Consider the following 25,411-nt stretch of genomic DNA (forward strand, 5'->3'; position numbering starts at 1 on the left):
CTGCGTGGTCACGCTTCGCTGCCGCCTCCGGCCCTGACCGCTCAGGCTCATGCGTTGACCGTCCGCTCGACCTTGTCATTGGACCCGATCCGGCCGTCGCGCAGCGTGATCACCCGGTCGCAGTAGGTCACCGCGCCCATGTCGTGGGTCACCATCACCACCGAACTGCCGGCTCCGGCGATCTCCCCGAGCAATTCGAGGATGGCGGCGCCGGTCTTGGAGTCGAGGTTGCCGGTGGGCTCGTCGGCCAGGATCAGCGGCGGGTCCATGATCAGCGCCCGCGCCACCGCCACTCGCTGCATCTGCCCGCCGGACAATTCGGCGGGACGGTGTTCGGCCCGCTCGGCGAGCCCGACCCGGTCGAGCAATTCCAGAGCGCGCGGCTTGGCCTTACGCAAACCCGTGCCGTCCAGCAATTTCGGTATCGCCACGTTCTCCCACGCCGAGAGCGTCGGCAGCAAATTGAAGAACTGGAACACGAAACCGACCTGGTGGCGCCGGAATGCCGACTGCTGTTCCTCGTCCAGCGCGCCGATCTCCTCGCCGCGGAACCGGATCGAGCCCGCGTCGGGACTGTCCAGCGCGCCGAGCAAATGCAACAGAGTGCTCTTGCCGGAACCGGAAGGCCCGATGATCGAGGTGAATTCCCCCGTCTCGATACGCAATCCGACGTCGTCGAGCGCGCGGACCGCCTGGCCGCCGACCCGATACTCCTTCGTCACGCCCGATAGTTCCAGCATCGCCGGTTCCGGCATCGTTGTCCCCCGCTCCGTACGGTCGATCAATTCTTCGTTCCTCGTCGCGCGTTACCGCGCCATGGCCTCCGACGCGAGTTTGCGGCGACGATACTGCGCGTCGAGCACCGCGCGCAGCACCGGCTGTTCGGCCGACAGTTCCAGATAGGCCTCCATCGCCGTCAGCCCTTGGTCGAGTTTCGTGGCGAAATGCAGGTTCCACCGGTAGCGCAGCGTGAGCAGGAGCCCCTCCGCGCCGCCGAACAGCCGATCCAGGTCATCGAACCCCTCGAACAGGTCGGGATCGGCCGGGTCGAGCGCCGCGCGGGTGAGCACGGTGTGCACGATGTCGGTTCGAGCGTGCTGATCCGTCCAGGACATGGCCATCGCCTTCCTCTGTGAACTATCGCCCACGCTACGGACGCGGCGGTCTTGTTGTCGTCGTGCCAGGGACCCGAATGCGTCTCCGCCCACGGTAGGAGCGGCGGCCCGCTCGCGGGACGATGTACCGGCCCGGATGCGGCGGCTAGCCTTACAGAATGGGTTCGATCGGCGTAGCCGAAGCACCGCCCGGTACGCCTCGCGCGGGCCGCGTGCGGGCCTCGATGCGGCGTGTGCTGGAGCGGTGCGCCGAGTTCGCGCGCGATCCGATCGCCGCGTTCCGGCGCAGCGTGGAAGAGCTGCCCTACGACTATCCGCCGTCGGTCATCGTCAGCGTCGATATCGCGGTCTTCGCCGTGGCGGTCGCGGCGGCGGTGCAGCGGCACAGCTACTTCCCGACCCCGCTCCCGATCATCGCGGTCCTGTTGACCTGTGCCTTCGGTCCGTTGCACGCGTTGCTCGGCGTGCTGCCGCGCCCGGTGCTGCTCGGCGTGCTGGCCATGGCGGCCGAGGCGCTGTTCCTCGCCCAACCGGTCGCGGCCGACTTCGCTCCGTTCGTCCTGGTGGCCGCCGCGGGGGAGATCGCGGCGATCGCGCCGAAACGGGTGAGCATCCCGGTCACGGTCGCGATGATGCTGCAACTAATCGCCTTCGATGCGATCGGCCACGTCCCGGAGGGGTTGCCCACCTACCTGGTCGGCATCGCGTTCGGCTGGATGGCCGGGCTGATGCTGCAATATCAGCGCCGCTTCCTCTACCAGGAACGCGGCTACCAGGACATCCGCGCGGCGCAGGCCGCCGACGAGGAGCGCCACCGGATCGCCAGGGAAGTGCACGACGTGATCGCGCACTCGCTGAGCGTCACGCTGCTGCATCTCACCGCAGCCCGCCACGCGTTGCAGACCGACCGCGACGTGGACGAAGCCGTGGAAGCGCTGACCGATGCCGAGCGGCTCGGGCGGCAGGCGATGGCCGACATCCGCCGCACCGTGGGCCTGCTCGACGCGCGACCTTGGAAGCAGGTGCCGGAACCGGGCGTGGAGGACATCGAGGACTTGGTCGGCGATTTCGTGCGGGCGGGTCTGGACGTGCGTTACGACCGCGACGGCGATGTGGGCGCGGTGTCACCCGCGGTCGGGCTCGCGCTGTACCGGATCTGCCAGGAGTCGCTGGCGAACGTCGTCAAGCACGCGCACGGCGCGTCCGCCAGCGTCCGGCTCGCGGTCGACGCGACGATGGTGACCCTCACGGTGGACAACACGGTGCCCGGCGAACTGCCCGCCCACCGCGGCGCGGGCATGGGACTTTCCGGCATGCGCCAGCGCGCCGAACTGCTCGGCGGCCGCATGACCGCGGGCCCGTCGGACCGCGGCTGGTCGGTGCGCGCCGGTATTCCGCTCGCGCCCGGTAGGGGCGGGCTGTCGTGTCCGGTGCTGCCCGGGTCCACGACGAACGGACGGGAGGGGTCGTGAGCGAGCGTCAGCGAGTCGACCGGGAATACGGCGTGTCGTCGTCGCGAACGATGGAGCCGGGCTTCGGTGAGGTGGTTGTGAGTGAGCGCCGGTGGGTGAGCCGAGGAGGCGGTGTGCCGTCGGGCACGGTCGAGCGGGGCGTGGGTGAGGTGGTTGTGGCTGAGCGTCGGTGGGTGAGCCGAGGAGGCGGTGTGCCGTCGCGCACGGTCGAGCCGGGCGTCGGCGAGGTGCGGTCGTGAGCCTGACCTCGCCCGCGAGTGGCGAAGAGGCCGTGACGGTGCTGGTGGTGGACGACCAGGAGCTCGTGCGCGGCGGGCTGCGGCGAATCCTGCGCAGGCGGGACGGATTCGTGGTCAGCGAGTGCGCCGACGGGGACGAGGTCCCGGCTGCCGTGGCCCAGGCCCGCCCCGACGTGGTGCTGATGGACCTGCGGATGAAACGGGTCGGCGGCATCGACGCGACCAGGATGCTGCGGGCGCGCGAGGGTGCTCCGCCGGTTCTCGTGCTCACCACCTTCGACGACGATCAGCTGCTGTCCGGGGCGCTGCGCGCGGGCGCGGCCGGATTCATCCTGAAGGACTCGCCCGCCGAGGACCTCATCCGCGCGGTGCGGATGGTCGCGGGCGGCGGAGCCTGGCTCGACCCCGCGGTGACCGGCCGCGTGCTGTCGGCCTATCGCACGGTGCGCCCGGTGCGCACCAACACCGATGCCCGCCTGTCCGACCTGACCGCCCGCGAGTACGAGGTGCTCGAACTGATCGGGCGCGGCCGGGTGAACGCTGAGATCGCTCGCGAGCTCGGCATCTCGGAAGTGACCGTGAAAAGTCATGTGGGACATATCTTCGGGAAGCTCGAACTCCGGGATCGCGCCGCGGCGATCGTGTTCGCGTTTGACCACGGGGTGGTGACACCCGGAGAATCCACTGTGTGACGGGTGGGCTCCGGTCGCGTACCGCGTGATCTCGGTGTGCGATCCCCGCCCGGGATGCGGAGGATGACGGGTGCAGGAACCTGGGCCGAGAACCGGCACGCGTTTCGGGCCGTACGAACTGCGGTCGCTGCTGGGCAAGGGGGGAATGGGGGAGGTCTACGAGGCATACGACACGGTCAAGGACCGCGCGGTCGCGGTCAAGCTGCTGTCGGAAGAACTCGCCAAAGACCCGATGTACCAGTTGCGTTTCCGGCGCGAATCGCAGGCCGCCGCCCGGCTGGCCGAACCGCACGTCATCCCGATCCACGACTGGGGCGTGATCGACGGCGTGCTGTTCATCGACATGCGGCTGGTCCGGGGCGCCGACCTGCGCACCATGTTGCGCGGTCAGGGGCCGCTGAGCCCCGCCCGCGCCGTCGGCATCATCGAGCAGATCGCCTCCGCGCTGGACGTCGCGCACGCGAGCAATCTGGTGCACCGCGACGTGAAACCGGCGAACATTCTGGTCACCGACGCGGATTTCGCGTATCTCGCCGATTTCGGCATCGCGCACACCGAGGGCGACAGCGCGGTGACCTTGGTCGGCATGGCGGTCGGCTCCTACATCTACATGGCCCCGGAACGCTTCGACGTCGGACCGGTGACCGGCCGCGCCGACGTCTACTCACTGGCCTGCGTGCTGCACGAATGCCTGACCGGAGCGACGCCGTTCCCGTCGGCCAGCATGAACGTGCTGATCAAATCGCACATGTCCGATCCGCCGCCGCGGCCGAGCGCACAGGCCGCCGGCATTCCCGCCGCGTTGGACGAGGTGGTGAGCCGCGGTATGGCCAAGGACCCCGCCGACCGCTTCCCGACCGCGACCGCGTTGGCCAGGGCGGCGCGCACCGCGCTCACCTCGGCGCCTGCCACCGGGCCGATGCTGGTGGTGCGGGCACCCGACCGGTCCCAGCGCCCCGGTGCGGCGGCCGCGCCGGAATCGACGGGCGAACTCTCGCTTCCCGCGGTGATCCATCCGAGCGCGCCGACGGTGATCCGGCCGGCGGAATTCCAGTTCACGCCGCTTCCGCCCGCGGAAACGACCCCGCCCCCCTCGGGGCCGCGAGCGCCGTCGACGCCGGAGGTGGAATTGCCTCCGATGCGCCCCTTCCCGGACGCGCACCTGTACCCGGCAACCCAGGCATATCTGGAATCCGCGGGATACCCGCAGGCACCGGAGCATCCGGCCCCGCCGACGCAGGTGTATCCGCAGAATTTCACCGATCCGGCCGCGCGGGACTACTTCGATTCCGGGCACGCCTATCCGGGACAGCCGGATGACTTCGCGCAGGCCGATCCGGATGCCACGCGAAGCTATGCGGAGCCGACCGCGGTTCGGGCGTATTCCGATATGCCGCCGCAGGCCTACTCCCAGGCGCCTGGTTACGCCTTCGCCGAGGGACCGCATCCGGGAGTCGAGAACTACCCGGAGGCCGCGACGTATCCGGATCGAGGACCCGGCTCGGTCGCCCCGCAGGGCACGTCCGGTTATCTTCCCGCACCGGACGCGGCGCCGACCCAGTATCTGGAACCGGCAGGGCAGGACGGCTACGCGGCGCGTACCGACTATCCGCCACACGGCGACTACCCCGCGCGCACCGGCCATCCGGTGGGCCGCGACGAGCCGGAGTACGGCTACGACGATTACGACGAGTCCGATTACTCCTCGTCGCGTGCGGGTCGCTCGATAGCGCTGCCCATCATGGTGGCCGTCTTCGCCATCGTCGCGCTGACCGTCGGCGGCGCGATCGCCTGGCAGTCGTTCGGCTCCCGCGAGGTCGAGCCGACCTCCGCCGCCGCCCTTTCCGAGGCGCCCGCGCCGGCCGCGCGGCCCAGCACCCAGGCGCCGACCCGCACGTCGTCCTCGCCCGCGACGTCCACCTCGGCGAAGACGACTCCGGTGACGCTGCCCCCCGGCGCGAAACCGTGCGGCCAGGGGCAAGCCGCCTCCGGGACGTTCACCCAGTCGGCGACGGGTACCCCGGTGACCAGTTGCGCGTTCGCGGAAGCGGTGCGCAGCGCCTATGCCGCGAACGGTGCGGCGCAGAACGCGACTCGCGACGCACCACGCACGGTCGTCGCGACCAGCCCGGTCACCGGCCGGTCGTACACGATGAACTGCCTGCCCGAGGGGCCGCTCGTCACTTGCAGCGGCGGTGAGAACGCGGTCGTCTACGTCTACTGAGGGCTGCCCGATTGATGCCGCGTCGCCCGGAGTGGGGGACCGGCTAGGGCACTGCCGGGGTTCCGCCCGCGACCACCGGCAGGCCCGCCGCCTTCCACGCCCGGAAACCGCCCACGAGGTCGGTCACCCGCCGCAGCCCGAGGCGTAACCCGTCGGCCGCCGCGAGACTCGAGGCGTAGCCCTCGTTGCACACGATCACCACGGGAGTGTCCGCGGTGAGGCTCGGTAGCCGGTGATCGCCGTTCGGATCCAAGCGCCACTCCAGGACGATCCGTTCGACCACCACCGCGCCGGGTATCTCGCCCTCGGCGATCCGGTTCGCGTGCGGCCGGATGTCCACGATCAGTCCACCCCGGGACTGCACCGCGGCGGCCTGCTCCGGTGTCACCCGCTCCAGTCGCGCCCTGGCGCGCGCGACCATGTCCTCGGCGCCTGTACTCATCGTGCTCCCACTCCGCTCACCGACGTTCCTGCGAAGTCCGCCAGCGTACGGTATTCGCGGACCGGACGGAGCGGCGGCGAGTACGCGTGCACCGACGCGGCCGGCCACAGCTTGTCGTTGCGCAGCTGGTGCGCTCGATCGGGGCCGAAGCCGACCGTGTCGCCCGCTCGCCGTTCCGCCTTCCGGATCGAACCGCCGAGATGCAGATACTCCTCGCTGAGTTCCCCCACGGTCATGGTGAACGCGCCGGAGGCGCCGCCGTGGTCGTGCGGTTCGGTGCCCTGTCCCGGCGCCCAGGACAGCAGCCACAACTCGACGCCCATGGTCAACGCCAGGCGGGTCCACCAGCGCTGATCGGCATCGAAGCGCACGATGTCCAGCAGCGGCGTCGCCAATTCTGCGGCCACCAGGCTGGTCAGCCGGTGTAGTTCCGCAGCCGACCACAGCGCCCGCTCCGGGTGGATGGCGTCTCGAACCAGCGGCACGTCGATGTCGGGATGGATGTCGCGCGCGTGCTTGAGGTTCACCGGAAGGGAAGTGGTCACATGTGCTCCTGACGGGATCGGTCGGATGAGCGCTTCGCGGCTGCCGCGTGGATTCTGCGCCGTCGCGGCGCGTTTGACACCAATCACGATCAGCGCGAACAAAATTCGATCGATCGCGGTCAGGGCGCGGTCGTACGGCCCGGGGGCGGCGCCCCGGCGAGCGCGGTTCGCTACCCGAACGTGGGCATCGGCGGGGATTCGGGGAACACGACGGGCAACGACACGAGGGCCCGGTGGAACGGACCCGGTCGCCAGGTCAGCTCCTCCGCCTGGACCGCGAGCCGCATCTCGGGCAGCGCGTCGAGAAGCTGGTCGATAGCGTCCTGCGCGATCAGGTAGGCCATCGATCGGGCGGGGCAGGCGTGCGGTCCGGCTCCCCAGGCGAGGTGCGCACGGCTGTCGGTGTACTCGCCGGTGTGGATCGCCGGGTCGTGGTTACAACCGGCCATGCTGATCACGACCGGCTGGTGCGCGGGCAACCAGACGTCGTCGATCAGGATCGGCTGCTTCGGGTAGCTGAAGCAGTAGTTGGCCCCCGGCGGGTCGTCGAACAGCACCTCGTCGAGCGCGTCGCGGGTGGAAAGACTACCGCCGAATATCCCGCCCGCGAACCGGCGGTCGGTGAGCATCAATCGCAAAGTGTTGGCGATCAGGTTCTGCTGGGGTTCGATGCCCGCCCCGTACAAGGTGACCAGCTGGTGGATCATCTCCATGTCGTCGAGCGCGGCGGGGTGGCGCAGCAGTCGCGAGGTGATGTCGTCGCCCGGACTTCTCCGCTTCATCTGCACCAGGTCGTACAGCGCGTCGGCGAGCATCGCGTTGCCCTTGTCCGCGTTGACGCCTTCGAAGATGGCGGCCATGCCCATCGCGACTTGCTGCCCGATCTCCGGCGGGCAGCCGAGCACCGAGTTGAGCACCGCGAACGTCAGCGGAAACGCATACTGGCTGATCAGGTCCGCAGCGCCGTCCTGGCAGAAGGCATTGATCAGCGGGCCCGCGATCTGCTCGGTCGTCGCATGCAACGCGTGCAGATCCACGTCGCCGATACTCGCGACATTCACCTGCCGGTAGCGCTGGTGCTCGAAACCGGTGCTGCGCAACGCGTTCGGTCGCCACTCCATCATCGGCAGGATCGGGCAACCCGCGGGAATGTCCTGCTGCCAAGTCCGCGGGTCAGCGGGAAAATGCACAGGGTCGTTGAGGATTCGCAACGCGGTGTAATAGCCGATCACCAACGTGGCGGGCACGTTCGGCGCCAGTTCGATCGGCACGAGCGAGCCGTATCGGTGGCGCATCTCTCGATAGGCGCGATGGGGATCGGCGGCGAATGCCTCCGTATACAGCGGGAACCGGGGCCCGTCGGAGTCGAGTGGCGAACCGTGCTGTACGGGGCAGCTTTTCGTGCTCTCGGAGGCGGATTGCGGGGACTGTGGCGTGGACAAAGGTCATGACTCCAGGGGGAGGCACTTCACCGACGCGTACTGTCACGCGGTCGGTTTCGCGCCGAGCAGGTGCATGTTTCGCGATGTGCTACGGGATCGTAAGCAGTCGGCACCCGGTGGTGGGGTCGTTTGAGCCGCTCGATCAGTGAATGCGGAGCTATCCGCTGGGCACGCGGCGCGGTGATCGAGCCGCGGCGGCCGAATCCGGCCGGGGCGCGGCCGCCGGATCACTTTGCCGAGAATGCACCGGCCGCGCGAATCGCCCTTCGTGCGAGATGGATTCGCGGGCCGGTGACGGTCGGGGATGCGGTTGCAGGTTCAGGCGATGGGCCTGCTCATTCGCGGAGGTCCGCCGCGTACCGCTCGGCCAGCACGGCGACGCGCTCGGCGGGCCAAGGGCAACGGATGTCCCCTCGGGTGGCGGCGAAGAAGAGTTCCAGGTGTACCTGCCAGGCGGCCAGCAGTTCCGGCCGTAGCGCGGCGAGTTCGGCGGGCAGGGTCTGGGTGAGCACCACCCGCACGCCCAGGTCGGAATCGGCTTCGAAGGCCCAGCGCACCGTGCCCGCGACGGCGCCGTCGTGCCGCCACCGGTACTCCATCGACCGGGGCGGCTCGACATCGAGCAGTTCGCCCGCCTCGACATGCGGGTTTGTCGCCCGGACGGGCGGGTGGGCGCCCACCGACGGAGTGTCCCGTTCGACGAGCAACGACCACACCCGTTCCAGCGGCTGCCACACCAGGTCGCGGGCGAACCGCAGCACGTAGCCGTCGGCGACCTCTTCGCAGTCGCCCGTGTCGAGCCCGAAATCCGCGATGTAGCCCTCGATGTCGGCGAGCCAGGTCGCGTCCGGCTCGGTGCGCGTGCCGTCGAGTGCGGCCGTGAGGGCCGACAGGCAACGGTCCCAGCCGACCGCGGACCTCGCCGCGCCGAGTCGCGCCTCCGGTCCGCCGCCGAGGACGTGGGTGAAGATCAGCAGCGTCCCGTCGCCGTCGGCCACGAGTTCGAATCGCAGCACATCCCGGTTCCATCGGAACATGTAGACCTTGGGCGGATCGAATTCGAGCACCTCGCCGCCGGAGGTGCTATCGATCGTCTCGGGGGCGTCGGCGAAGGTGAAGCGCATCGCGGCGCCGGGCCGCGGTTCGGTCGTGACGGCGGCCGGGAACCAAGCGGCCATCTCGCCCGGCTCGCTGATCGCGCGCCACACCTTCTCCGGGGGATGGGCCAGCCTGCGTTCGAACCGCAGTGTGGGGGCTCCGTCGACGGTGCGCAGTTGTGCTCGGGAATCGCTCATGGCTGTCCTTCCTCGTCGGGTATGGCGTCGAGATGACGTTCCAGGGCGTCCAGACTCGATTCCCACATCCGCCGGTACGGCGCGAGCCAGGCCTCGATCTCGGTCAGCGGTTCGGGCCGCAACCGGTACCAGCGGCGCTGCGCGTCCTGGCGCACGTCCACCAGGCCCGCGCCCCGCAGGGCCTTCAGGTGCTTGGACACCGTGGGCTGAGCCAAGCGCAGCTCGGCGACCAAATCGCCGACCAGTCGTTCCCGTTCGCGCAACAGGTCGAGGATCTCCCGGCGGCGAGGCTCGGCCAGCGCCTCGAACGTAGATGCCATATCGGCAATATAGCCGAAATGGAATATAATCGCCATCGGCTACGAGCGCTCGCGCGGTGTGCGGGAAACGCATGTGGCTGCGGACTCCTCGGCCAGCGCCTACACGATGGCGGTCGGTCCGGTGTGTGTCGGCCGTCCGATCCTCGGATTCGCGGGCGCGTGCCGGCAGTGGCGCACGCGGGTGGGTCCGAGGCGCCATCTCGTGAAGCCCGCCGAACGTGCTCCCCGAAAATCGGACCAGCGAATCCCTCCTCTCGGCACCCGATAAATCCTGCGGTAATACTTCAATGCTATTGAGCGGGACCGGTGTGCGGCGCGCGGTTCGGCAGTGCGGGTGGCGGTCAGGAGTTTTCGGCGAACTGGGGCGTAATCAATTCATCTAGTACGTTCTCCGGGATAACGAGAAGCAGTTCTCGGGTGAGGTCGCGGCGAGCAGCGCCGCTGCCGACCCCGGCCGCTCGGCGACATCGGGCGGGTAGGTGGAGGTGTCCATGCTTGTTGACCACGCCGTCGTCACCTGGCGGGGCCACAAGGATCAGCCGACCCGTGGCCGCGCCCCCGCCGTCGCGGCCGACGGCCGGCGAGCCGGGCAAGTACGGTATCGGGACGCCGTGCCAGTGGCGCGGCCCGGCGGAGCTCGCGAAAAGAATGTGTCGAGAATGTCTATTGATCTATTCCGCAGAACTCGAACCGTCCTGGGTTGTGCGGCACTTGTCGTAACTCTGGTAGCCGGATGCGGAACCAACCGCGCGGAAGATCCGGCGTCGACCGAACCCAGCATCACCGAGGCCGCGGCGCGTACCGACCAGAAGGGCTTGTCACTCATCGTGCCGGGCACGCTGGCCGCGAGCTACGCCGAACTGGCGGCGGGTGTGCGCGGGAAGCTCGGCATGGCCATCATGCCGGTCGGCGGCGAGCAGGTGGTCACCTTCGGCGAATGGACCAGTGGCCCGGCCTGGTCGACGATGAAGGTCCCGCTGACCATCGCCGCGCTCCGGCGCAGTTCGAGCAGCTCCAGCTACGCCGCGTCGGCGGCGATCATGCAGTCCGACAACGCCGCCGCCGACGCCCTCTGGCAGTCGCTGGGCACCGCGCAGGAGGCGGCGCAGGCCGTGCAGGCGGTGTTGCGCGAGGGCGGCGACAACAGGACCGTCGTCCCCGCGACCCGTGCCCGTGCCGAGCATTCGGCCTTCGGGCAGGCGGAATGGTCGCTGACCGACCAGGTGCGGTTCGCCTCGCGGCTGCCCTGTCTGCCCCAGGCCGATCGGGTGACCTCGCTGATGGAACAGGTCATAGCAAGCCAGCGCTGGGGTCTCGGCGAGTTCGGTGGCGCCGAGTTCAAGGGCGGCTGGGGGCCGGACACCTCGGGCGCCTATCTCGTGCGCCAGTTCGGGGTCATCGACATCCCCTCGGGCAAGATCGCGATCGCGATCGCGGTGCAGCCCGAGTCCGGATCGTTCAGCGACGGCATGAACATCCTGGACAAACTGGCCACGGTCGTCTCCGAGCATCTCGACGAGCTGGCCGGGGGGCGCTGCCCGGCCGCATGAGGCCATCCGTCCAGGTCAGTGTTACACGCCGTTCACGGGGGCGGGGCTGCCCAGATCGGACATGAAGGGCAAGATAGCGGCCATGCGCATCGGAGTTCTGACCGGAGGCGGAGACTGCCCAGGACTGAACGCGGTCATCCGCGCCATCGTTCGTACCGCGAACGGCCGCTACGGAGACGCGATCGTCGGCTTCGAGGACGGTTGGCGCGGTCTATTGGAGGATCGCAAGATCCAGATCCGCAATGACGACCGCACCGACCGGATCCTCACCAAGGGCGGCACCATCCTCGGCACCGCTCGCACCAACCCCGACGTGCTGCGCGCAGGCCTGGGCCGGATCAAACAAACCCTGGACGACAACGGCATCGAAGCGCTGATCCCGATCGGCGGCGAGGGCACGCTGACGGCCGCGAGCTGGCTGTCCGACGAGGGCGTGCCGGTGGTCGGCGTGCCGAAGACCATCGACAACGACATCGACTGCACCGACGTCACTTTCGGCCACGACACCGCCCTGAACATCGCCACCGAGGCGATCGACCGGCTGCACACCACCGCCGAGTCACACCAGCGCGTCATGCTCATCGAGGTGATGGGCCGGCACGCGGGCTGGATCGCGATCGGCGCGGGCATGGCGGCCGGCGCGCACCTGACTCTGGTGCCCGAGGTCCCGTTCGAGGTGGACGAGGTGTGCGCGATGATCAAGCGGCGCTTCCAGCGCGGCGACAAACACTTCATCTGCGTGGTCGCCGAGGGGTCGCACCCGGCGCCGGACTCCGGATTCACCTTGCGCGAGGGCGGTATCGACGAGTTCGGCCACGAGCGGTTCACCGGCGTCGCCCAGCAACTGGGCGTGGAGATCGAGCGGCGCATCGGCAAAGAGGTACGCACCACCGTGCTCGGCCACGTGCAGCGCGGCGGCAGCCCCACGCCCTACGACCGGGTGCTGGCCACCCGCTTCGGCCTGCACGCGGCCGAGGCGGTGCACGCGGGCAAGTTCGGTCAGATGGTCGCGCTGCACGGCACCAGCATCGACCTGGTTCCGCTGTCGGAGGCCACCAAGCAGCTCAAGCGGGTGCCGCCGGAACGCCACCGCGAGGCGGAAGCGTTCTTCGGGTAGGCGCGGTACGCGCGCGGCGAGTAGCCGGAGACGGTCCGGATCGTCGGTACTGTGAGTCGCATGCGCAGTGGACGACTGATCGCGTTGGCTCTGTTGGTCATCGCGGCGTTGGTGGCAGGGTGTTCGGAGTCGAATCCGCCCGAGCCGACCACCGGTGACTGGCACGGCGCCATCGAGGTCCCCGGTCAGCCCCTGCAAGTCGGAGTGAGCTTCCGCGACGACGGTACGGCCACCATCGACATTCCTTTGCAAGGTGTGGCGGACAAACAGCTGAAGGACGTCAGCACCGACCGCAACGGCGTGTCGTTCGCGATCCCCGATTTCCCGGGCGACCCGGTGTTCCGCGGCGAGTACGAGTCCGGAAGCGACCGGATCACCGGCGATTTCACCCAGGCGGGCCAGAGCTTCCGGCTCACGCTGAGCCGAGGCAAGGTGACGCCGCCCGCCCGCCCACAGGAACCGAAGCCGCCGTTCCCCTACAAGACCGAGGACGTCACCTACCGCGACGGCGACATCACCATCGCGGGCACATTGACCGAACCGCAGGGGCCGGGCCCGTTCCCCGCCATCCTCATGATCTCCGGGAGCGGCCCCCAGGACCGCAACGAAGACCTCATGGGCCACAAGCCGTTCCTGCTGCTGGCCGACACCTTCACCCGCGCGGGCTACGCCGTGCTGCGCACCGACGACCGGGGCGTCGGCGGCACCGGCGGCAAACTGGACGCCGCGAGCTACGCCGACTTGGCCGAGGACGCCGCCGCGGGTGTCCGCTTCCTGCGCGCCCGCTCCGAGGTCGATCCGGCCCGGGTGGGGCTCTTCGGGCACAGCGAAGGCGGCTACCTCGCACCGTTGGTCGCCGCGCGCCCCGACAGCGGAGTCGCGTTCGCCGTCCTGATGGCCGGGCCCGGTGTCCCCGGTGCGGATGTGCTCATCGAGCAGACCCGCTTGCTCGCCGCCGCGAACGGCACTCCTGCGGACCAGGTGCAGACCCGGGTGCGCGACACCACCGAACTGGCCGCCCTGCTGAAAGCGGGTGACCTGGACGGCGCTCGGCAGTTGGCCATCCGGCAGAACCAGTCGCTGCCCGCCGACCAGCGCGTGCCCGACGACCAGGCGGCCGCGCAGATCACGCCGTATCTGGCCGCCCTGGTCGCCTACGATCCGGCGCCCGCCCTGGCCGCCCTGCGCGTTCCGGTGCTCGCGTTCTTCGGCGGCAAGGATCTCCAGGTGCCCCCGGCGCAGAGCGAGCAGCCGATGCGCGACCACCTCGCCGCCGACCCCGATGCGACCGTCCACGTCTTCCCGGGGCTCAATCACCTGATGCAGCCCACCGAGACCGGCCGTCCCAGCGAGTACAGCACCATCGAGACGACCATCGCCCCCGAGGTGCTCGACTACGTCACCGGCTGGCTGCGTCAGCGGGTCCCGGTGAAGTAGCGCGCCGCCACACGACGCGAGAGCCGCTGCGCTGCGGCGGGAGCGTTTACCTAAACTGATGGCCATGAGCGCACCCACGGTCGACCTGATGGATTACTCGGATGTCCTCGCCCGGTTCGAGCCGGTGCTCGGCATGGAGGTCCACGTCGAGCTGAACACCGCGACGAAGATGTTCTGCGGTTGCCCGACCGAGTTCGGCGCCGAGCCGAACACCCAGGTGTGCCCGGTGTGCCTCGGTCTGCCGGGCTCGCTGCCGGTGGTGAACCAGAAGGCCGTCGAGTCCGCGATCCGGATCGGGCTGGCGCTGAACTGTTCGATCACCCCGTGGGGCCGGTTCGCGCGCAAGAACTACTTCTACCCCGATCAGCCGAAGAACTATCAGATCAGCCAGTACGACGAGCCGATCGCCACGAACGGGCACCTGGACGTGCTGCTCGACGACGGCAGCACCTTCCGCGTGGACATCGAGCGCGCCCACATGGAGGAGGACACCGGCAAGTCGGTGCACGTCGGCGGCGCGACCGGTCGCATCCACGGTGCCAGCCACTCCCTGCTGGACTACAACCGGGCGGGCGTGCCGTTGATCGAGATCGTCACCAAGCCGATCACCGGCGCGGGGGAGCGGGCGCCGGAGGTGGCGCGGGCCTACGTGACGGCGCTGCGGGATCTGCTGAAGTCGCTCGGCGTGTCCGACGTGAAGATGGAGCAGGGCTCGCTGCGCTGCGACGCGAACGTCTCCCTGATGCCGGTCGGCGCAACCGAATTCGGCACCCGCACCGAGACCAAGAACGTCAACTCGCTGCGCAGCGTCGAGGTCGCGGTGCGCTACGAGATGCGCAGGCAGGCGGCGGTGCTCGCGAGCGGCGGCACGATCGTGCAGGAGACCCGCCACTTCCACGAGACCGACGGCACCACCTCGCCCGGCCGCCGCAAGGAGACCGCCGAGGACTACCGCTACTTCCCCGAGCCCGACCTCGAGCCGGTCGCGCCCGACGCGGAGTGGGTGGAGCGGTTGCGCGACACCATCCCCGAGTACCCCTGGCTGCGCCGCGCGCGCATCCAGTCCGACTGGGGCCTGTCCGACGAGGTGATGCGCGACCTGGTCAACGCGGGTGCGCTGGACCTGATCATCGCCACCGTCGACGCGGGCGCCCCGGCCAACGAGGCGCGCTCCTGGTGGGTCGCCTACCTCACCGAGAAGGCCAAGGAGCGCGAGGTCGCGCTGGACGAGCTGCCGATCACCCCGGCCCAGGTCGCCGAGGTGATCAAGCTGGTCGACGCGAAGACGATCAACAACAAGGTGGCCAAGCAGGTCGTCGACCACGTGCTGGCCGGCGAGGGCGACCCGGCGCAGATCGTCGAAACCAAGGGCCTCGGCATGGTCAGCGACGACAGCGCCTTGCAGTCGGAGGTGGAGAAGGCCCTGGCCGCCAACCCGGACATCGCCGACAAGATCCGCTCCGGCAAGGTGCAGGCGGCGGGCAAGATCGTCGGCGACGTCATGAAGGCGACCCGGGGGCAGGCCGACGCGGCCCGCGTCCGGGAACTCGTGCTCGCTGCTTGCAGCTGACTCCCTATCGGGGTCGATCGACCCCGATAGAGGTGTAGAGCGTGCTCGAGGTCGGCGGCGTGGTGTAGCGGGCGTTCGGCAGGTACAGGTATTCGCCGAACGCGGCCACGGTCGTCGGTACGTCGAAACGCGGGTCGGTGACCCGCCGTTCGATCGTGCCCGTCGTGCCCGCGGGATCGAGCGCGACGACGGCGATCGCGTTGGACCGGTTCTGGACGACGAACAATGTGCTGCCGCACAACAGCAGTCCGTCGCCGTCGGGCAGCGACTCGGCGCCGAGATCGATCCGCCGCGTCGTACCGGTCGCGGGGTCGACACGGAACAGCCGGCCGGTCACCGACTGCATGATGATCAGCCCGGTACCGTCCGGCGTGCGCACGATCCCGTTGGCGTTGATCGCTCCGGGCTCGTAGCGGATGTCGCCGGTCAGCGGGCGGCGCACCACCGCCGTGGGTGGCGGCAGGGCAGCGTCGTCGCCGATGGGTAGGTGGTACAGCACGGGCGTCCGCGAGTCGGTGAACCACGCGCCCGCGGGCGTGAGTACGACGTCGTTGACGAACGTGTCCGGCGGCGTCGCGAGCCGGTAGTTCGCCTGCACCGCGCCGGTGCGGGTGTCGATGACGCGGGCGTCGCCTCCGGTGCCTCCGGCGACGAACAGCCGGTCGCGGTGGTCGAGCCGCATCCCCAGTGCCGGGGTGCCCGGCCCGGGGCTCAGGATGTCGCCGCGACCGGTCACCAGGTCGGCGCGGTAGATGGAGCCGTCTGTCCGCGAACCGAAGTAGGCCACCGGCCGCGACCCGACCGCGATGCCCTCCGGCTGGAATCCGGCGGGCAGGTCGATCGCGGTGCGGACCGGGCGGTGTGCCGCTGTTCGATCGGTGGATACCAGCGCGGTAGCGCCGAGACAGGCCAGTGCGGCCGAGATCACGAGGATTCGCCTCATCCCATCGTCCCTCCGTCCCGGGGCCGCCGATCGCGGATGACGTGCGGCAGTCCCGGAGTCCGCGCTCAGTAGCCGACAGTGAAATGCCTGCTCTCACCTGGGTTCTCGAGTTCGTCCAGCACGGCAACGGCGAAGTCTTCCGCCGAGATCCGGGACGCGCCGTCGGCGCCGGTGATCAGGGTGGTGGTGCCGCGTCGATACTTGCCGGTGCGCTGGCCGGGTTCGAGGAGGGCGGGCGGGCTGAGATAGACCCAGTCGGCCGGATGCGCTCGACAGGTTTCCCATTGCGTGACGCTGGCGGCGGCGATCGGGCGGATCGCGGGCGGTACGTACTCCGGACTGTCGAGGACCAGCCGATCGGGACGCTCCGGATTCCGGAGCGGGGCGGCGCCGCCGATAACGAGGATGCGCGTCCGGGTAGCCGTGGCCGCGTCCAGCAGGGCGGTCGTCGTCGCCGCGACGGTGTGTTCCTGGCCGGGGCCCGGGCGGGTCGCGGCCACGATCACGTCGGTGGCGTGGAACAGGTCACCCATCCGGGCGGGGTCGTTCGCGTCGCCCTCGACCGCGGTCACCCCGGGAGGCAGAGCGCTCGGCGGCTGTTTGCGGAACACGGCGACAACCTCATGGCCCCGGCTCGAGGCTTCGCCGGCGACGCGGGAGCCGACCATGCCGCTTGCTCCGACGACGGTGATCTTCATTTCAGTACTCCTTCGGGTGTCGAGACAATGTGGGATGAGCGGCTGGGCGCGGGGAGCTGTCCCGCGACGATCGCGGCGAGCGCGAGCCCGAACCCGGCGAGCTGGATCGGGCCGAGCGTCTGGCTGAGCAGGATCGCGCCGAGAACCGCGGCGACCAGCGGCGAGAGCAGGACGAGAACCGCGACCGAGGTGACCGGAAGTGTCCCGATCCCGCGGAACCAGAGGACATAGGCGAGCAGACCGCCGACCAGGCCCAGCCAGAGGTAGCCGAGGGCAGCGGGCGGGTCGATCGCGGGAGGCGAACCCTCGACGAGGAACGTGAGGGGCAGCAGGAACAGGCCTCCCGCGGTGAGTTGCCAGCCTGCGAAAGCGGTGGGGCTCGCCTCGGCGGGGCGTCCCCACTTCTTCGTCAGCGTCAGGCCCAGCGCCATCGACGCCGCGGCGGCGAGGCCCGCCACGATCCCCGGGAGGTCGAGGGCCGCGTGCGGCCCGATCACCACCATGCCGACGCCGACGACGCCCACCGCGCCCCAGACCAGGCGCCATGCCGATGGGCTCTCGTGCAGGACCACCACGGCCAGGACGGCCACGACCAGCGGCTGGGCCGCCGCCAACGTCGCGGCCACCCCGCCCGGTAGGCGTTCGGCGGCGAGGAACAACAGTGGGAACAGCAGCCCGATGTTGAGCACGCCCAACACCGCGGCTTTGCCCCACCAGGCTCCGCGCGGCAGGGTCCGCGTGAACGCCAGCGCGAGCACACCCGCGGGCAACGCGCGCAGGAGCCCTGCGAAAAGCGGGTGCCCCGGGGGAAGAAGCTCGGTGGTGACGACATATGTCGTGCCCCAGGACACGGGGGCGAGCGCCGTCAGGACGGTGCGAGGGAGACTTCCGTCTCTGCCGGAAACCCTCTGTGCTGCTGAACTTTCCACATTCGCAGTCTCGCCCGCTGCGATCAATGAGTCCAACACATGTTTGTCACTTCATCGATCTCGATACACGATTGATCCATGGAGCTTCAGCAGATGCGGTACGTCCTCGCCGTCGCCGAGACGAACAGCTTCACTCGGGCCGCCGAGCGATGCCTGGTCGTCCAGTCCGCGCTGAGTCATCAGATCGCGCGCTTGGAAAGGGAATTGGGCGCGAGGCTCTTCGAGCGCACCAGCCGCCGGGTGCGATTGACTGCGGCCGGTGCGGCGTTCCTTCCGGCCGCCCGCCAATGCCTGGATGCCGCCGAGCGCGCGGCCGCCGAGGTCGCCGCGGCGGTCGGCGAGGTACGGGGAAGGCTCGCCGTCGGCCTGATCCCCACCGTCGCCGCGGTCGACATCCCGGAGGCGCTGCGTGATTTCCGGCAGCGGTACCCGCACGTGCGCATCAGCCTGCGGGTGGGCGCGAGCGAGGAACTCGTCGAGCGCGTCACCCAGGGGGCCCTCGACGTGGCTTTTCTCGGATTGCCCACCACGGCCCGGCCACGGGGTGTCGCCGCCCACGAACTCGCCCGTGACCGGCTCGTCGCCGTGGTCGCCCCCGACCATCCCCTCGCCGGTGCGCCCACGGTCGATCTGCGCAGACTCTCCTCCGAGGTTTTCGTGGACCTTCCGGCCGGAACCGCCGGACGCCTCCAATCCGACCAGGCCTTCGCGGCCGCAGGCCTGGACCGCGACGTCGCCTTCGAAGTGACCAGCGCCGACTACATCGCCCGCCTCGTCCGCCCCGGCCTCGCCGTAGCCATGCTGCCGTCGGCCTACGCGCCGCAACTCGACGGCGTGGTCACCATCGAGGTCTCCGACGCCCCGGCGCGCGTCGAATACATCATCTGGAGCCGCAGCCGCCTACCAGCGGCCACCGCCTTCCTCACCGTCCTCGGCGTCCCGGTAGATCGTGACGACTCCTGACAAATCGCCGAGGAATCGGGCTGCGTCCGACGGCCGGGACCGGCAGCACCACCCTGAAAGGGTGAGCTGCGGGGTCGTGCCATCACCGCCTCACGCACCCCACCAGCTCAACCACCTGTTTCGAGCGAAGCGAGACCGAGCATGCGCCGTTCGCGGCCCGGTTCGCGTCCGAGTGGCCACTGCGTCCGCGACGAAGTCGCCAGCGGTGGCCACTCGGACGCGAACCATGAAGGGGCCGCGAACACGCCGCGACGGAGTCGCGGCAGAACAAACACAGCTCAGTCCGGGCCGCCGCCTCCGGCCTGCGGGGGCGGGATGCGGACGACGCGGTCGTCGAACGGGCCGGGCTGGCCGTCGGTCTTGTTCACCGTGGTCACCCAGATGGTGCCGTCGGCGCCGACCGCCGCGCCGCCGAGCTGCCCGTACTTGTCCTGCGCCATCAGGGTCGGCGCCGCGGTGACCGCGTGGGTGTTGGGGTCGGCGGCGGCGATGGCGAGGGCCTTCGCGCCGGTCAGCGAGATCGCGACACCGTCGGTCGCCGCGGCGCAGCCCGCGACGCCGGGCCGGTCCGGCCAGGTCCACGTGGTCGTGACCACGCCGTCGCCGCCGAGCCGTTGCAGCCGGTCCTCGGCGGGGGTGCGGTCGGTGATCCAGATGCTGTCCTTGCTGTCGCGGCACACGTCCCCCGCGGTGCCGATGCCCGAGACGGCGATTTCCGGCGCGGGCGTGCGGCCGGGCACCGGAGACTTCACGCGCAGCAGTTTGCCCGCGAGCGAGCCCGCCGAGGCCGCCGCGCCGGGGTTGCCCGCGTCGCCGGTCAGCACCAGCATCTGGTCGGGCGCGGCGAAGTCGATCGCGCCGTGATTCCCGGTGGCGCCCTTCGGGATACCGGTGAGGACGTCCTTGGGGGAGCCGCCTTCGGCGATGCGGACCACCCGGTTGTCGCTGCCGGTGGTGATGTAGGCGTACATCAGGCCGTCTTCGTGGTAGGTGGGCGACAGCGCGATGTCGCTGAGGCCGCCGTCGCCGGAGCCGTCCACGTCCAGCTTGGCGATCTCGACCGGCGGTTGCTCCGGAGCCACCTTCATGATCCGCCCGGTCCTGCGCTCGGCCACCAGCGCGCCGTCGGCGAGCGTGACCAGGCCGCCGGTGGTGTCCAGGCAGGTGGCGACCACCGCCGGATCCGGATCGATGCACGGGCCGCTCGGCCGGGTGGTCGAGGTGGGCGACTGGCTCGGTTTCTTCGGGTCGATGTTGGCTCCGCGCAGGGTCGGTTCCGGGGTGAACGGACTGGACGCCGAATCGTCGAACCGGGCGCACCCGACCAGCAGGACGGAGCCGAGCGCCAAGCTCGCCGCGACGCGGCCCACGACAACCAAACTCATAGCTCAGACGTTACGGAAATACCGTTGCCCGCGCCCCCTCCGGGTGCGTGTTGCGCGCGCACTGACACGCCGTGCGGTACTTGCCCGCCGTGGCACGGTGCGGCATAGGGTATTGGCCGTGACCGACAAGCCGAAAGACACGCCGGAATCCAAGGCCGGGGAGGCCACTGCCGCTACGGCCGAGCAGTCGGCGGTGTCGTCCACCGGTCGAGGGGTGACCAGCCCGTACGACTCGCCGACCGAGCAATTCGCGCGGGTGGATGAGGCCCAGCGTCCGCGGATGTCCAAGGACGTCCCGCGCACCGACGACGAACTCGGGCTCGACCCGGAGGTGCCGACCACCGCCGAGAGCAAAGCCGCCGGGGGCAAGGGGTCCACCTACGAGTACGCCAGCATCCCGCCCGCCCCCACTCCACCGAACGACACCGGCCGCCTGCGCAGGCGCACCGGCGAGACCAGGCGCGGCACACTCGATCTCGGTTTGTTGCTGTTGCGCTGGGTGGTCGGCGGCACCTTCCTCTACCACGGTCTGCAGAAGCTCACCGGTTGGTTCCACGGCCCCGGCCTGGACGGCACCCGCGACATGATGGAGCGCGGCGGCTGGGATCACCCGAGCGTGTCCGCCATGCTGGTCACGGCGGGCGAGGTGGGCGGCGGCGCGCTACTGATCCTCGGGCTGGCCACCCCGCTGGCCGCGGGCGCGGTGCTCGCGGTGATCCTCGACGCCTGGGCCTGGAAGCAGGGGATGGCCCCGGGGTTCCAGTACAAAGCCGGGCCGGGCGCTGTGGAGTTGGAAAGCATCCTCGCCGGCACCGCCGCAGCGATCATCCTGACCGGTCCGGGCCGCTTGTCCTTCGACCGCAACCGGGGTTGGGCCGTTCGCCCCGCCGCAGGGTCCTTCGTCGTCCTTCTCCTCGCCGTGGCGGCCGCGGTCGGCGCTTACTGGTACCTGCACGGCGGCAACCCGCTCACCGGCATCGGCCCCTTCGACTGAATGCGGACGCCCACGCAAAACGCTCGGCTGGGGTACCCCAGCCGAGCGCCTACGTGATCTACTCACCATCTGAGAAACCAGGCAGTGTTGCGACAACCCCTGGAATCCAAAATCTCTCCTGGGGAGGGGGCTTTTTGCGTTTACGGGTTCTTGCGCCTGAGCCGATGCTTCAAGCGCCACAGCGCGTTTTGGATGCGGACCGGTCCCCAGAACTTCACCCGGTGCCAGAGGCCGGGATCTTCATACTCCGCGTACCTGCCGTTGAACGTCGGCATGGGGCTCATCCTCTCGGGCATTCGTCGGACGAGACCTTCTTGGTGTCGCCGACTTCGGTGTAGTCGAACGGACGTCCTTGCAGCTTGCCATAGACGTGCACCGTGTGCCTCCAGTCACCGGTCGCACACTCCGCGCTGACACGGACCTCATGCCCTGAGCGGGAAGGGATCTTGGAGTCCACCTGGATCGCCCAGCGCACCCACTGGTCAGTCTGGTAGTGCTCCAGGCTCAACTCCAACGTATGCGACTCCGGAGGCGCATCGCAGGAGACCTTCGCTTCGGTGTAGATGACCGGATGCAGCACGGTCGGCTTGCGGAAGAAGGTGGTGAAGTCACACGACTTGGCCGCGGCCGGTGTCGGTGCGGCAGCCGCAGGCACGGCACCTGTGAGAGCGAGAGCACCCGCAGAACCGAGGATGGTCGCGAATCGAAATGCGCTGTTCTTCATAGGATTCCCCTTTCTGCCTGAGCGACGACGACGCTCAGTACTCCCTTGACGTGTCCGGCTTCATGCGTCCGGCTTTGATCAGCGTTTGGCGAGCCGCGTCCTTACGCGGGCACTCGGCGGCGCGGCAGCCTCGATGCTGCTGCATGGTCACGTGGGCTTCTTCGACGCTCAGTGGCATCTGTGGGGCGACGTGGGACCATCCGGACAGACCCTGCTGGCTCGCCCTCCACTCGGCCTGCACGCGGTCCACGATGTCTTGGACGCTGGTCCCCCGTTGGGCGTCCTCTTCCTGCCACCAATTGAAACCCATTGCGGCATCGATCCTCACCTGAATTGCGCACGATTTCGCGGCTGGAAGACAGTTCGGCGAAGCTGACGTTGGAAGACGCCGTCCAGATTTCCGAAGCCTGTCAAATCTCGCTCACTGAGCTGTCCGGTCGGAAGTCGTCGGTGCTGGACCTGTCCGGCGATTGGTGGGCCGCCTGGCAAACGCTCGAGGACGACATTCCGCGTGTCGACATCCACGAGCTTCACGTCAAGCAGGAGGGTGTGTTCTTCGAGTTCCTCGGCGATCGAGCGCGGTCGGTTGAGGAAGGTTCGTACGCCTGGGTTGGGGAAATGCAGCTGTGGGATTCCGACCTGCTGATGGGCTGGTATCGCGCCACCGACGGCGCAGTCCGCTCGAAGGGCGTCATGTTCATGACGTTGCACCCGCACGGCACGCACATGATGGGCGGCTGGATCGGACTCAGCTACCAGGGTCCAGCGGTCCGAGGATGGGCCGCGATCGACCGGGATCGCGACCACCTGGAGGTCATCATGGATGACATCGGCAACCAGAGTAGGCGAGACTGGCTCACATGGCCGACCATGATCTCGTAGACGTGAGCATTTCCGCCGACGACGCCGACTGGCTGGCAGATTTCACCCGCAGCCTCGTAGAAGACAAGCTGGCGGCGTGCGGCAACCTGATCCCAGGTGTCCGTTCCGTCTACCGGTGGGACGGTGCAATCCACGACGACCAGCAGACACTCGTCATCCTCCACACCAGAGCCGACCTCGTGCCCGCGATCATCGAACGGGCCAACACGGACCACCCCGACACCACGCCCCAGGTTCTTGCCGTCCCCGTGCTCGACGCACACCCCGGTTATAGACAGTGGGTCATCGACTCGACCAGTTGAACGCGAAGAACCCCCTGGAATCCAAGATCCAAGAGTGGGACGAGGGGGCCTTCGCGTTCGGTCGGCGGGGAGACGCGGGAGCTACGGCACGTGCCGCACGGCGCCCTTGTCCGCGGAGGTGGCCATGGCGGCGTAGGCGCGCAGCGCGGTCGTCACCGGACGATCCCGGTTGACCGGCTGCCAGGGCCGTTCGGAGGCTTCCATCTTCGCGCGGCGCTCGGCCAGGACGGCGTCGTCGACGAGGACCTCGAGCGTGCGGGTGGCCACGTCGATGCGGATCTGGTCGCCGTTCTCCACCAGGCCGATGACACCGCCGCTGGCCGCCTCGGGCGAGATGTGCCCGATCGACAGGCCCGAGGTGCCGCCGGAGAACCGGCCGTCGGTGATCAGCGCGCACTGCTTGCCGAGTCCGGAACCCTTCAGGAACGCGGTCGGGTGCAGCATCTCCTGCATGCCCGGGCCGCCCGCGGGACCTTCGTAGCGGACCACGATCACGTCGCCGGGCTTGATCTTCTTGCCGAGGATGACCGACACGGCCTCCTCCTGCGAGTCCACCACCACCGCTGGCCCCTGGAAGGTGAACAGTTCCTCATCGATTCCCGCGGTCTTGAGCACCGCGCCGTCGGGCGCGATGTTGCCGCGCAGCACGACGAGGCCGCCTTCGGTGGTGTAGGCGTGCTCGAGGTCGCGGATGCAACCGCCCTCGGCGTCGGTGTCCAGCGACGACCAGCGGTTGTCGGTGGAGAACGGCTCGGTGGTGCGCACTCCGCCCGGCGCGGCGTGGAAGAGTTCGACGGCTTCCTGGGAAGCCTTGCCGGAACGGATGTCCCAGGTGTCGAGCCACTCGTCGAAGCTCGCGGTGTGCACGGTGGTGACGTCGGTCTCCAGCAGGCCCGCGCGGCGCAATTCGCCGAGGATGGCGGGGATGCCGCCCGCGCGGTGCACGTCCTCCATGTGGTAGTCGGAGTTCGGCGACACCTTCGACAGGGTGGGCACCCGGCGGCTGGTCTCCTCGATGGTGTGCAGATCGAAGTCGATCTCACCTTCCTGCGCGGCGGCCAGGGTGTGCAGCACGGTGTTGGTCGAGCCGCCCATCGCGACGTCCAGCGCCATCGCGTTGCGGAAAGCCTTGGCGTTGGCGACGTTGCGCGGCAGCACGGACGCGTCGTCCTCGCGATACCAGCGGTTGGCGATGTCGACCACGACGGTGCCGGCCCGCTCGAACAGCGCTCGGCGCGCGGCATGCGTGGCGAGGGTGGAGCCGTTGCCGGGCAGCGCGAGGCCGAGCGCCTCGGTGAGGCAGTTCATCGAGTTCGCGGTGAACATGCCCGAGCACGAGCCGCAGGTCGGGCACGCCGACCGCTCCACCTCCGACAGCCCCTCCTCCGACACCGCCTGGTTCGCGCTCGCGGAGATCGCCGTGATCAGGTCGGTGGGCGCCTGTGCGACGCCGTCGACGACCACCGCCTTGCCCGCCTCCATCGGCCCGCCGGAGACGAAGACCGCCGGAATGTTCAGCCGCATGGCCGCATTGAGCATGCCCGGGGTGATCTTGTCGCAGTTGGAGATGCAGACCAGCGCGTCGGCGGTGTGCGCGTTCACCATGTACTCGACGGAGTCGGCGATGATCTCGCGCGAGGGCAGCGAGTAAAGCATGCCCCCGTGGCCCATGGCGATGCCGTCGTCGACGGCGATGGTGTGGAATTCGCGCGGCACGCCGCCTGCGGCGCGCACCGCGTCGGCCACGATGTCGCCGACGTTCTTCAGGTGCACGTGCCCGGGCACGAACTGGGTGTAGGAGTTCGCGATGGCGACGATCGGCTTGCCGAAGTCGGAGTCGGTCATGCCGGTGGCGCGCCAGAGTGCGCGTGCGCCTGCGGCATTGCGGCCGATGGTCGTGGTTCGTGAACGAAGCGGTGGCATGTGGATGGTCCTCGGGTCGCGGGGGCTGACGTGCGACGGCGCAGAGCCTGCTCGGCGGTCCACCACGTTACTCCCGGTGGGCGTGTCCACCGGTCGGTGGTGCGCCGGGCGCGGCGGCCATGGCTGTCGGCCGGATCGGGTTTGTCGCTGTGCGTGGTGTCGCAGGCGACGACGGGTCGCCGGAGGTGCCGGACCGTCGAGGGGTGGG

24 protein-coding genes and 1 pseudogene are annotated in these 25,411 nt (G+C 69.4%); 11 read left to right on the forward strand and 14 right to left on the reverse strand.

The features are described 5' to 3' along the window. Positions 1-47: 47 nt before the first annotated feature. Together ABZ803_RS06080 and ABZ803_RS06085 are read right to left on the reverse strand one after the other, a co-directional pair. Positions 48-755: an ABC transporter ATP-binding protein gene (locus tag ABZ803_RS06080; protein WP_357034313.1), complete on the reverse strand. Its 708-nt coding sequence runs from the start codon at positions 753-755 to the stop codon at positions 48-50. A gap of 51 nt (positions 756-806) precedes the next feature. Further along, positions 807-1,115, reverse strand: a complete 309-nt coding sequence (locus ABZ803_RS06085; RefSeq protein ID WP_357033567.1) for a hypothetical protein — start codon at positions 1,113-1,115, stop codon at positions 807-809. Between the two features lie 158 nt (positions 1,116-1,273). On the opposite strand from ABZ803_RS06085, the gene ABZ803_RS06090 reads away from it, so the two are divergent. The 3 genes and pseudogenes from ABZ803_RS06090 to ABZ803_RS06100 all read left to right on the forward strand — a co-directional run. Continuing rightward, positions 1,274-2,587 (forward strand): histidine kinase, encoded by a 1,314-nt coding sequence (locus ABZ803_RS06090; protein ID WP_357033569.1) that lies wholly within the window; start codon positions 1,274-1,276, stop codon positions 2,585-2,587. Between the two features lie 277 nt (positions 2,588-2,864). Next, positions 2,865-3,518, forward strand: coding sequence for a response regulator transcription factor (locus tag ABZ803_RS06095; protein ID WP_357034315.1), 654 nt, complete (start codon positions 2,865-2,867; stop codon positions 3,516-3,518). A gap of 70 nt (positions 3,519-3,588) precedes the next feature. Beyond that, positions 3,589-4,416, forward strand: a pseudogene (locus ABZ803_RS06100) (serine/threonine-protein kinase); the annotation flags it as partial. Positions 4,417-5,785: 1,369 nt separating this feature from the next. On the opposite strand, the gene ABZ803_RS06105 reads toward ABZ803_RS06100, so the two are convergent. From ABZ803_RS06105 to ABZ803_RS06125, 5 genes are all read right to left on the reverse strand, one after another. Further along, complete coding sequence (locus tag ABZ803_RS06105) at positions 5,786-6,184, reverse strand: rhodanese-like domain-containing protein (protein WP_357033571.1); 399 nt, start codon at positions 6,182-6,184, stop codon at positions 5,786-5,788. Continuing rightward, entirely contained in the window at positions 6,181-6,729 is a 549-nt protein-coding gene (locus ABZ803_RS06110) for a cysteine dioxygenase family protein (protein WP_040868563.1), read from the reverse strand. Before ABZ803_RS06110 ends, ABZ803_RS06105 begins: the two co-directional genes overlap by 4 nt. A 170-nt stretch (positions 6,730-6,899) precedes the next feature. Then, positions 6,900-8,000, reverse strand: a complete 1,101-nt coding sequence (locus ABZ803_RS06115; protein ID WP_357033574.1) for a cytochrome P450 — start codon at positions 7,998-8,000, stop codon at positions 6,900-6,902. A 506-nt stretch (positions 8,001-8,506) separates the two neighbouring features. Continuing rightward, positions 8,507-9,466 (reverse strand): SRPBCC family protein, encoded by a 960-nt coding sequence (locus ABZ803_RS06120; RefSeq protein ID WP_357033576.1) that lies wholly within the window; start codon positions 9,464-9,466, stop codon positions 8,507-8,509. Beyond that, a complete protein-coding gene (locus ABZ803_RS06125; protein WP_357033577.1) occupies positions 9,463-9,786 on the reverse strand; it encodes a metalloregulator ArsR/SmtB family transcription factor in 324 nt (107 codons plus the stop codon). Before ABZ803_RS06125 ends, ABZ803_RS06120 begins: the two co-directional genes overlap by 4 nt. 659 nt (positions 9,787-10,445) lie before the next feature. Here ABZ803_RS06125 and ABZ803_RS06130 point away from each other — a divergent pair. The 4 genes from ABZ803_RS06130 (at position 10,446) to gatB (ending at position 15,460) form a co-directional block, all read left to right on the forward strand. After that, positions 10,446-11,336 carry a hypothetical protein gene (locus ABZ803_RS06130; RefSeq protein WP_357033579.1) on the forward strand — a complete coding sequence of 297 codons (891 nt, stop codon included), beginning with the start codon at positions 10,446-10,448 and terminating at the stop codon, positions 11,334-11,336. Between the two features lie 82 nt (positions 11,337-11,418). Next, a complete protein-coding gene (locus ABZ803_RS06135; protein WP_062969957.1) occupies positions 11,419-12,453 on the forward strand; it encodes an ATP-dependent 6-phosphofructokinase in 1,035 nt (344 codons plus the stop codon). A gap of 60 nt (positions 12,454-12,513) precedes the next feature. Continuing rightward, positions 12,514-13,890 carry an alpha/beta fold hydrolase gene (locus ABZ803_RS06140; RefSeq protein ID WP_357033581.1) on the forward strand — a complete coding sequence of 459 codons (1,377 nt, stop codon included), beginning with the start codon at positions 12,514-12,516 and terminating at the stop codon, positions 13,888-13,890. A 64-nt stretch (positions 13,891-13,954) separates the two neighbouring features. Continuing rightward, a complete protein-coding gene (gatB, locus tag ABZ803_RS06145) occupies positions 13,955-15,460 on the forward strand; it encodes an Asp-tRNA(Asn)/Glu-tRNA(Gln) amidotransferase subunit GatB (protein WP_357033583.1) in 1,506 nt (501 codons plus the stop codon). Between the two features lie 4 nt (positions 15,461-15,464). Here the strand turns inward: gatB and ABZ803_RS06150 are convergent, their stop codons facing one another. The 3 genes from ABZ803_RS06150 to ABZ803_RS06160 all read right to left on the reverse strand — a co-directional run bounded on the left by ABZ803_RS06150 (position 15,465) and on the right by ABZ803_RS06160 (position 17,970). Further along, entirely contained in the window at positions 15,465-16,403 is a 939-nt protein-coding gene (locus tag ABZ803_RS06150; RefSeq protein ID WP_357033585.1) for a superoxide dismutase, read from the reverse strand. A gap of 65 nt (positions 16,404-16,468) precedes the next feature. Then, a complete protein-coding gene (locus ABZ803_RS06155) occupies positions 16,469-17,101 on the reverse strand; it encodes an NAD(P)H-binding protein (protein ID WP_357033587.1) in 633 nt (210 codons plus the stop codon). Next, entirely contained in the window at positions 17,098-17,970 is an 873-nt protein-coding gene (locus ABZ803_RS06160; protein ID WP_357034317.1) for an EamA family transporter, read from the reverse strand. Before ABZ803_RS06160 ends, ABZ803_RS06155 begins: the two co-directional genes overlap by 4 nt. A 138-nt stretch (positions 17,971-18,108) precedes the next feature. Here ABZ803_RS06160 and ABZ803_RS06165 point away from each other — a divergent pair, with 138 nt between their 5' ends. Beyond that, positions 18,109-18,993, forward strand: coding sequence for a LysR family transcriptional regulator (locus ABZ803_RS06165; protein WP_357033588.1), 885 nt, complete (start codon positions 18,109-18,111; stop codon positions 18,991-18,993). 278 nt (positions 18,994-19,271) lie between these two features. Here the strand turns inward: ABZ803_RS06165 and ABZ803_RS06170 are convergent, their stop codons facing one another. After that, positions 19,272-20,378: a PQQ-dependent sugar dehydrogenase gene (locus ABZ803_RS06170; RefSeq protein ID WP_357033590.1), complete on the reverse strand. Its 1,107-nt coding sequence runs from the start codon at positions 20,376-20,378 to the stop codon at positions 19,272-19,274. A gap of 118 nt (positions 20,379-20,496) precedes the next feature. Between ABZ803_RS06170 and ABZ803_RS06175 the strand changes: the two genes are divergently transcribed. Continuing rightward, positions 20,497-21,372 (forward strand): DoxX family protein, encoded by an 876-nt coding sequence (locus ABZ803_RS06175; protein WP_357033592.1) that lies wholly within the window; start codon positions 20,497-20,499, stop codon positions 21,370-21,372. A 280-nt stretch (positions 21,373-21,652) separates the two neighbouring features. On the opposite strand, the gene ABZ803_RS06180 is transcribed toward ABZ803_RS06175, so the two are convergent. After that, positions 21,653-22,096: a hypothetical protein gene (locus tag ABZ803_RS06180; RefSeq protein WP_357033594.1), complete on the reverse strand. Its 444-nt coding sequence runs from the start codon at positions 22,094-22,096 to the stop codon at positions 21,653-21,655. Positions 22,097-22,130: 34 nt separating this feature from the next. Next, positions 22,131-22,406 carry a hypothetical protein gene (locus tag ABZ803_RS06185; RefSeq protein WP_357033596.1) on the reverse strand — a complete coding sequence of 92 codons (276 nt, stop codon included), beginning with the start codon at positions 22,404-22,406 and terminating at the stop codon, positions 22,131-22,133. 23 nt (positions 22,407-22,429) lie between these two features. Here ABZ803_RS06185 and ABZ803_RS06190 point away from each other — a divergent pair, with 23 nt between their 5' ends. After that, positions 22,430-22,978 carry a hypothetical protein gene (locus ABZ803_RS06190; protein WP_357033598.1) on the forward strand — a complete coding sequence of 183 codons (549 nt, stop codon included), beginning with the start codon at positions 22,430-22,432 and terminating at the stop codon, positions 22,976-22,978. Continuing rightward, entirely contained in the window at positions 22,957-23,280 is a 324-nt protein-coding gene (gene cutA / locus ABZ803_RS06195) for a divalent-cation tolerance protein CutA (RefSeq protein WP_357033600.1), read from the forward strand. The genes ABZ803_RS06190 and cutA overlap by 22 nt, the downstream gene beginning before the upstream one ends. Before the next feature lie 81 nt (positions 23,281-23,361). Here cutA and ilvD read toward each other — a convergent pair whose 3' ends face one another. Next, a complete protein-coding gene (gene ilvD / locus ABZ803_RS06200) occupies positions 23,362-25,203 on the reverse strand; it encodes a dihydroxy-acid dehydratase (RefSeq protein ID WP_357033602.1) in 1,842 nt (613 codons plus the stop codon). Between the last annotated feature and the right edge of the window lie 208 nt (positions 25,204-25,411).

Source organism: Nocardia sp. NPDC047648, from assembly GCF_040642815.1.
Lineage (GTDB): Bacteria > Actinomycetota > Actinomycetes > Mycobacteriales > Mycobacteriaceae > Nocardia > Nocardia gamkensis.